We start from the raw sequence: 7,550 nt of genomic DNA, 5'->3' as shown, positions 1-7,550 counted from the left end.
CTTTTCCCCAACCCTAAAGGGAGTCAATTTTTCAATAGGAAAGTATTCAGTATCGGGTAATAATCATTCATTTTTCATTATTAACTTTTCATTATTAATTATCGAGTTGGTAACAAACTTTATTTTGTCCTTTGCAGTTTCGGAGGGTTTTGTCGTGTGTCAAAAACATCTGCAATTTGTATAAATCCATTTTCCAGATCGACAGCATAAATCAATTTATAGTTTTTAAAAACTAAATATCGATATTTAATTTTTCGATGTTTTAATAACGCTTCTTCTTGACCAATTAGTGGATTTTTTATCAATTTTTTTGGTTCATTGATAATTTCTTTTACGATTTTTTTGGCAATTTTTGAACTTGCTTTATTTTCGTAATACTTAATAAATATCGTCAAGTTGCGTTTCTGCAAAATCAGACCAAATAATTTTCAATGCCATTATTCGTATTTGGCTAAAAGGTCAGAACTACTTTTAAATCGTTTGTTTTTAAAATCAGATTCAGATTGATCAATGCGTTTATTTAATTCATTTTGAGTCATTGGCTCAAATTGCTGATCTTCAGAAGTGTTTTTTTTATTTTTTAATATGCTTTCAAGACGAGAAACTACTTCTTCACTTTGAAGTTTTAAAAATTCTTGTATAAATGCTATTTTTCTAGCTTCTAAATTCATATTATTAGACTTTTATCAAAGATACGAAATTATCAATTTATACTAAATATTTTTTAAAAACTTGAATCTAGCCTGATACCAATACTTAATCTACTAAAAAATAGCAAATCTAAAATCCAACAACCAGTTTTAAATTAAAAGCCAAAAGCCTGTTTTCAGTAGCAGTTTTAAGTAACAGTTCTAAGTTTTAAGTTTTAAGTCGGTATTCAGTATCTGGTTACCAAAAATTAAACCAATCGTCATCCTCGCGAATGCGGGGATCTGTTAGTGTAAATACTAAAAAGTATCTTTGAACTACAAAACCAACAGATTTCCAGTCAAGCTGAAAATGACGTATGTTTTGAACTGTCATTGACTCCGTCGAATCTTCGATTTCTCGCGTATGCGGGGATCTGTTAATATAAATACTAAAAAGCATGTTTTGTCATTTCGATTGCAATGAGAAATCACATAAAACTGAGCATTGGGTGTGGTTCCTCCTTCGTCGGAATGACAAATCATAAATGGTATTAAGTTTTAATTATTGAGTTTTAAGTGGGTATTCAATATCTTGCTTTTGGTGGCTGAGCGTAGCCGAAGCCATTATTTGGAAGTTGAGTTTTAAGCCAAAAGTCAGTTTTCAGTAACAGTATTCAGTAACAGTTTTCAGTTTTAAGCCAAAAGCCAGTTTTCAGTAGCAGTATTCACTGACAGTTCTAAGTTTTAAGCCAAAAGCCAGTATTCAGTAGCAGTTTTAAGTTCTAAGTTTTAATTTGGTATTCATTATTAACTTTTCATTATTTAGCTAATAGCCACAAGCTAAATTTTTAATTTTATAAGAAAGTATTGAGTCGAAAATGATAATTTTGTATCTTTGATAAAAAGGTTGATTAAATGGATTTACAAACACGAAAAATAGAATTTATTAAAGATTTTCTCAAAGTACAAAGTGAGGAGTTGATTTCTCTTCTTGAAAATATATTACATAAAGAAAATGATTCAACATCGCAAAATGAATTTGAACCAATGACTATCGAAGAATTCAACAAAAGAATTGATAAGTCAATGGAAGATTCGAAAAATGGGAGACTTATTAGTTCTAGTGATTTGAAAGCCAAAATTGATAAATGGGATTAGAGATTTTTTGGACTGAATTTAGTGAGAAAGAGCTACAAAACATTTTTGAATACTACAAAAACAAAACAACTTATTCTGTTGCCAAAAAAATTATAAACGGAATATATAATGAAACTCTTTGTCTAAAAAAGCAACCAACAATTGGACAAGTTGAGGAACTTCTCAAACAGCAAAAACATGAGTTTAGATATTTAGTTTATAAAAATTATAAAATTATCTATTGTATAAACTACAAAAAAAATCGTGTTGAAATTCATGATGTTTTCGATACTCGACAAAATCCACCGAAACTTAAAAGAACAGAGTAAGCTATTTAACACCAAGGAAATACAGTATTCAATATCTAGTAGCCAAAAGTCAGTATTCAGTAACAGTTCTAAGTTTTAAGTTGGTATTCATTATTAACTTTTCATTATTTAGCCAATAACCAACCATTATTGTTAAGCAACGTTTTTGTCATTAAACTGCTTAATCTCGCTTAATTCAAATTCTTTTATTTCCCTTTCTTGTTCAATATCAAAATCGTCTTGAATTCCAAGCCAAAATTTGGCAGAGTTTCCAAAATATTTACCCAACCTTAGCGCTGTATCTGCTGTAATTCTTCTATTTCCTTTAATAATTTCAGAAATTCTCGTTTGTGGAATGTTTAAATCCTTAGAAAGGCGATAAGCAGTAATTTCTAAAGGCTCAAGAAATTCATAAAACAAAACTTCTCCAGGATGTACATTTGATAATTTTTTCATTTTTTTCATTTTTAATGATAATCAACTATTTCAATTTCACTAGCGTTTCCATTTTCCCAAACGAAAATAATTCTCCATTGTTTGTTAATTCTTATACTGTAAAATCTACTTAAATTTCCAGTTAATTTTTCAAGTCGATTGGAAGGTGGGATTCTCAAATCGGCAATATCTTGAGAGTTATTCAACATTCTTAATTTACGACGACTAATATTCTGAATTTCTAAAGGCATTTTTTTGACCCTAATCCCATTCCAAATCATTTCTGTCTCTTTCGAGCCAAAGGATACAATCATATCTTTTGCGTTACTAACGTCAAAAGTAATTATTTTTTTTGAATTACTAAAATATTATGAGTAATGTAGCTTAACAAAATTTAGTATTCAGTAACAGTTTTAAGTTCTAAGTTCTAAGTTTTAAGTTCTAAGTTCTAAGTTTTAAGTTTTAAGCCAAAAGCTAATAGCCAAAAGGACAAAGTCAAAAGTCAAAAGTCAAAAGCCAGTTTTCAGTTCTAAGTCAAAAGCAATTATTCAACTATAATATTCCCTCTTGAGCGCTGTATTGAGCGTAGCCGAAATGAGGGGTTAGGGGTGTGTAATTATAAATTCGTTTAATTATTAATAAAATTAAATACTTCAAATCTTATAAGTTGAGATGACGTAAACATAAAAAATTAGAAGCTACCTCTCTCTTGTTCTTTTTTCCATTGATGAAAAAAGAACCAAAAAAATCTAGTCTGATGTTATTTTTCTATAAAATTATCAAATCCTTTTAACCATCACGCCCAGACCGCTGCGCTATTTGGACGCTGCTCCGCCCAACGCTAAAGAATTTGATATTTTATAACGAAAAATCCCATAGGACAGTTTTTAAACGTCCTTTAAACTAAACAACAAACAGATTGACATTCAAGCCTGAAAGTCTAAAGTTGAAAGTCAAAAGCAATTATTCAACTATAATATTCCCCTCTTGAGAGGGGTTAGGGGTGTGTATTTATAAATTAGTTTAATTATTAACAAAATCAACGCTAACGAAAAATCCCATAGGACAGTTTTTAAACGTCCTTTAAACTAAACAACAAACAGATTGACATTCAAGCCTGAAAGTCTAAAGTTGAAAGTCAAAAGCTAATAGCCAAAAGCAATTATTCAACTATAATATTCCCCTCTTGAGAGGGGTTAGGGGTGTGTATTTATAAATTAGTTTAATTATTAACAAAATCAACGCTACCGAAAAATTGCTTTTCCCCAACCCTAAAGGGAGTCAATTTTTCAATAGGAAAGTATTCAGTAACAGTTTTAAGTTCTAAGTTTTAGGTTTTAAGTTTTAAGTCAGTATTCATTATTAATTTTTCATTTTTCATTATCCATTATTCATTATTAACTTTTCATTATTAACTTTTCATTATTAATTATTCATTATTTAGCTAAAAGTCAAAATATAATAATATGATGATTAAATTAATTCAGAATAAAGTTTATAGATAAAAAACTATCTTTGTTATAATAAAAGTTAAGATTATGGATATAGAAACCACAAAATTAGAATTAATACATCTTTTACTTCAAACTCAGAAAGAAAGTATTCTAAAAAAACTAAAATCTGTTTTTGACGAAGAACAAGCTGATTGGTGGAGTGAAATGTCTGAAAATGAACAAGGTGAAATTAAAACTGGTTTAGCTCAAGCTGAGAAAGGTGAATATAAAGATAATGAAATGGTTATGAAACGTTTCGATAAATGGCATTAAAAATAGTTTGGACACCACAAGCAGAGAATGGTCTAGATAAAGTTATAGATTATTTAGAAAAAGAATGGACAATAATGGAAATTCTTAATTTAGAAAAAAATATAAATGACCTTTTAAACCGAATAAGTAAATATCCTAAAATTTGTCCTCAAACTGGAAAGTTTGATAATCTTCATAAAGGATTGGTTGATAAAAACAATTACATAATCTACCGAATTCGTCCAAAAAAGAAATTAATTGAAATCATTAACTTTCGTGGAACAAAACAAAAAACAACAAATTAAAGAAACGGTTGTAACCTTTCTATTACACAATTAATAGAATTCTAGTCTATATTTCGACTTGGCTGAGCACAGGACTGAAAATGACGTATGTTTTGAACCGTCTTTTCGAGGGCGTTTATAGAGCTTTTATAAAATATGTGCGACTAGAAAAATTGGAGATTCTTGGACTTAGTAAATCGTTAGTTTAATGTTTGTCGGTTCGTTATTTAGTTTAAATGTAAGTATAAATTTTATGAGTTGTAGGAAAACGTATCTAATCATTTAAGTCTATTTTTTGTTTTCTGTCTGTTATCCCAAAATGAAAGTATTTCGATTTTACCATTATTTACTTCATAAAAAATTAAATAAACTTTCATTGAAATTACTCTTGTTTTTTTGTTAGAAGTTAATCGACCAATAAGTTCACTTTTGGAAAGAGTTTTAGTCAAATCATCAATCTCATTCAAAATTTTCAAACTGTAATTAGAATTTCCGTTTCGTTCATTGAAATATTCGAGGGTAATTCGTAATTCATTTTTTGCTCTTCTAGACCAAATTATTTCTTTTCTAGCCATTCTCTCATTTCAGAAATTACGCCATTATTATCAAAAAAATCACCATTTTTTATTTCTGTACGTCCTATTTCAATTGATTCAGATTGCTCGGGTGTAGGTTGAAAAAGAGCTTGTTCTGAAGTGTCAAAAATTGTTTGTAAGGCTCTTAAAAAAGATAAATCTTTAGAATCTCTAATTCTAGAAATTAAGCTATTTTTTATTTGTGAAGTCATATCCATAATTCATTTATTTAAGAGATCAATCAAAAATACAATTTTTCTTTTATGTTTTAACTTTTCTTATATGTTTTTATGTTTGCCAACTGACTTTTATAAGATTTGTTCGACTGGAAAATCAGAGGTTTTTTGGACTGAGCAAATCGTTAGTTTTGTAATATTCCCTCTTGAGCGTAGTCGAAATAAGGGGTTAGGGGTGTGTACTTTTGAATCAAAAAGGTAATAAATGAAGTATTCAGTAGCAGTTCTAAGTTCTAAGTTTTAAGTCGGTATTAATAATTAATCATCCATTTTCATTATTAACTTTTCATTATTTAACCAAACAACCGTCATTGACTCCGTCGAATCTTCGATTTCTCGCGTATGCGGGGATCTGTTACTATAAATATTAAAAAGCATCTTTTGAACTACACAATCAAAAGATTTCCAGTCGAGCTGAAAATGACGTATGTTTTGAACCGTCATTGACTCCGTCGAATCTTCGATTTCTCGCGAATGCGGGGATCTGTTGCTATAAATACTAAAAATCATGTTTTGTCATTTCGATTGCAATGAGAAATCACATAAATGGTGTTTTGGTGTCGTTTTATTTTATTCTATGCAGATAATGGTTTTATTCTAATTTGTCCTCCAACAGCTTTTAAAACTTTCATTATTGTCGAAAATTGTGGTTTAGCTCCGTCAGATAATGCTTTGTATAAACTTGGTCGACTTAAGCCAGTTTCTTCTGCAATCTTTGTCATTCCAATAGCTTTGGCAATATGTCCAAGTGCAGTAATTATATCTGAATTATCTCCATCTTCTAATACAGAATTAAGATATTCCGCAATCATTTCGTTACTGTCTAAATAATCTGCAATATCAAATTTTGATGTTTCCATTTTTTTTACGTTTTTAATTTGTCCCATATTTCTTTTGCCTTTTCAATGTCCTTTTGTTGGGTCGATTTTTCTCCACCAATTAGAAGAATAATAATTTTTCCGTCAGTTTCTTTGAAGTAGATTCTATAACCTTTAGCAAAATTAATTTTTAGCTCTCTAATTCCATCGCCAACAGGTTTACAGTCACCAAAATGTTCATCGTTTTCCAGTTTTTGAATTCTGAACAAAATTTTTGCTTTTGCTTTTAAATCCTTTAATTTTCGTAACCACTTGTCAAATTCTGACGTTTTTTCAATAAAGTACATTTGCTTTTATTGTATTCACTAGGATACAAATCTAAGTAATAATGTTGAATTATGAAAGTTCATTCTTAATTTTCTTAAGTTCAATCAAAAAAGCACCACAACAACCACTAAGAGTTTTAAGTCAAAAGTCAGTTTTCAGTATCAGTTTTAAGTTTTAAGTTTTAAGTTTTAGGTTCTAAGTTTTAAGTCAAAAGTCAAAAGCCCAAAGCTAAAAGCCAAAATTCAGTATCAGTTCTAAGTTTTAAGTTTTAAGTTTTAAGTCAAAAGCAAATTACAAACTACAACAAGGAGTTGTCCTATTTAATTTTTCGTTACAAACAAATAAAAAATGTAGCGCTGGGTGGCGGGTTTTCCAAAGAGCGTAGCGGTCTGGAAATGGTGGGTAACATTTTTTAAGTAGGCTTGTAGAAAAATAAAATCAGACTAGATTTTTGGTTCTTTTCATCAATGGAACTGCGAAGCACATCACGATTTCAAACAAAAAATAGAAAAGGAATGAGTAAAAGAACAATAAACAACAATCTTTAATCATTATTCAACTAACAACAAGTATGTTTTGAACCGTCATTGACTACGTCGAATCTTCGATTTCTCGCGAATGCGGGGATCTGTTACTATAAATATTAAAAAGCATCTTTTGAACTACACAATCAAAAGATTTCCAGTCGAGCTGAAAATGACGTATGTTTTGAACCGTCATTGACTCCGTCGAATCTGCGATTTCTCGCGAATGCGGGGATCTGTTACTACAAATACTAAAAAGCATGTTTTGTCATTTCGATTGCAATGAGAAATCACATAAAACTGAGCATTGGATGTGGTTCCTCCTTCGTCGGAATGACAAGTTATAAATGGTATTAATTTTTAATTAGTAGCAACTAACAACAAGTATGTTTTGAACCGTGATTCTCGCGAATGCGGGGATCTGTTACTACAAATACTAAAAAGCATGTTTTGTCATTTCGATTGCAATGAGAAATCACATAAAACTGAGCATTGGATGTGGTTCCTCCTTCGTCGGAATGACAAGTTATAA

The 7,550-nt window shown here is 29.8% G+C and carries 12 protein-coding genes; 4 read left to right on the top strand and 8 right to left on the bottom strand.

All coding sequences use genetic code 11. The annotated features are described in order from the left end of the window. Nucleotides 1-119 precede the first annotated feature (119 nt). Both EC396_RS14590 and EC396_RS14585 read right to left on the bottom strand, forming a co-directional pair. Nucleotides 120-410 carry a type II toxin-antitoxin system RelE/ParE family toxin gene (locus EC396_RS14590; protein WP_240665704.1) on the bottom strand — a complete coding sequence of 97 codons (291 nt, stop codon included), beginning with the start codon at nt 408-410 and terminating at the stop codon, nt 120-122. 27 nt (nt 411-437) lie between these two features. Next, complete coding sequence (locus tag EC396_RS14585) at nt 438-671, bottom strand: hypothetical protein (protein WP_129367002.1); 234 nt, start codon at nt 669-671, stop codon at nt 438-440. A gap of 873 nt (nt 672-1,544) precedes the next feature. Between EC396_RS14585 and EC396_RS14580 the strand changes: the two genes are divergently transcribed. Both EC396_RS14580 and EC396_RS14575 read left to right on the top strand, forming a co-directional pair. After that, the gene (locus EC396_RS14580; protein ID WP_129367403.1) at nt 1,545-1,787 is read left to right on the top strand and encodes a hypothetical protein; all 243 of its coding nucleotides are present in this window, start codon (nt 1,545-1,547) and stop codon (nt 1,785-1,787) included. Next, entirely contained in the window at nt 1,778-2,095 is a 318-nt protein-coding gene (locus tag EC396_RS14575) for a type II toxin-antitoxin system RelE/ParE family toxin (RefSeq protein WP_129367401.1), read from the top strand. The genes EC396_RS14580 and EC396_RS14575 overlap by 10 nt, the downstream gene beginning before the upstream one ends. 132 nt (nt 2,096-2,227) lie before the next feature. On the opposite strand, the gene EC396_RS14570 is transcribed toward EC396_RS14575, so the two are convergent. Together EC396_RS14570 and EC396_RS14565 are read right to left on the bottom strand one after the other, a co-directional pair. After that, entirely contained in the window at nt 2,228-2,530 is a 303-nt protein-coding gene (locus EC396_RS14570; RefSeq protein WP_129367398.1) for a HigA family addiction module antitoxin, read from the bottom strand. A gap of 11 nt (nt 2,531-2,541) precedes the next feature. Beyond that, nucleotides 2,542-2,823, bottom strand: coding sequence for a type II toxin-antitoxin system RelE/ParE family toxin (locus tag EC396_RS14565; protein WP_129367395.1), 282 nt, complete (start codon nt 2,821-2,823; stop codon nt 2,542-2,544). A 1,224-nt stretch (nt 2,824-4,047) separates the two neighbouring features. On the opposite strand from EC396_RS14565, the gene EC396_RS14560 reads away from it, so the two are divergent. Together EC396_RS14560 and EC396_RS14555 are read left to right on the top strand one after the other, a co-directional pair. After that, complete coding sequence (locus EC396_RS14560) at nt 4,048-4,275, top strand: hypothetical protein (protein WP_129367392.1); 228 nt, start codon at nt 4,048-4,050, stop codon at nt 4,273-4,275. Next, entirely contained in the window at nt 4,266-4,559 is a 294-nt protein-coding gene (locus tag EC396_RS14555) for a type II toxin-antitoxin system RelE/ParE family toxin (RefSeq protein WP_129367390.1), read from the top strand. The genes EC396_RS14560 and EC396_RS14555 overlap by 10 nt, the downstream gene beginning before the upstream one ends. A 257-nt stretch (nt 4,560-4,816) precedes the next feature. On the opposite strand, the gene EC396_RS14550 is transcribed toward EC396_RS14555, so the two are convergent. The 4 genes from EC396_RS14550 to EC396_RS14535 all read right to left on the bottom strand — a co-directional run bounded on the left by EC396_RS14550 (nt 4,817) and on the right by EC396_RS14535 (nt 6,514). Beyond that, nucleotides 4,817-5,113, bottom strand: coding sequence for a type II toxin-antitoxin system RelE/ParE family toxin (locus tag EC396_RS14550; protein ID WP_129367388.1), 297 nt, complete (start codon nt 5,111-5,113; stop codon nt 4,817-4,819). Then, nucleotides 5,095-5,325: a hypothetical protein gene (locus tag EC396_RS14545; protein ID WP_240665727.1), complete on the bottom strand. Its 231-nt coding sequence runs from the start codon at nt 5,323-5,325 to the stop codon at nt 5,095-5,097. The genes EC396_RS14550 and EC396_RS14545 overlap by 19 nt, the downstream gene beginning before the upstream one ends. A gap of 599 nt (nt 5,326-5,924) precedes the next feature. Beyond that, nucleotides 5,925-6,209: an addiction module antidote protein gene (locus tag EC396_RS14540; protein WP_129367382.1), complete on the bottom strand. Its 285-nt coding sequence runs from the start codon at nt 6,207-6,209 to the stop codon at nt 5,925-5,927. Between the two features lie 5 nt (nt 6,210-6,214). After that, nucleotides 6,215-6,514: a type II toxin-antitoxin system RelE/ParE family toxin gene (locus EC396_RS14535; RefSeq protein ID WP_129367379.1), complete on the bottom strand. Its 300-nt coding sequence runs from the start codon at nt 6,512-6,514 to the stop codon at nt 6,215-6,217. Nucleotides 6,515-7,550: the final 1,036 nt, after the last annotated feature.

The organism is Lutibacter sp. HS1-25 (assembly GCF_004121075.1).
In the GTDB taxonomy this organism is placed as follows: domain Bacteria; phylum Bacteroidota; class Bacteroidia; order Flavobacteriales; family Flavobacteriaceae; genus Lutibacter.
This window is presented reverse-complemented; position numbering and strand designations above follow the sequence as displayed.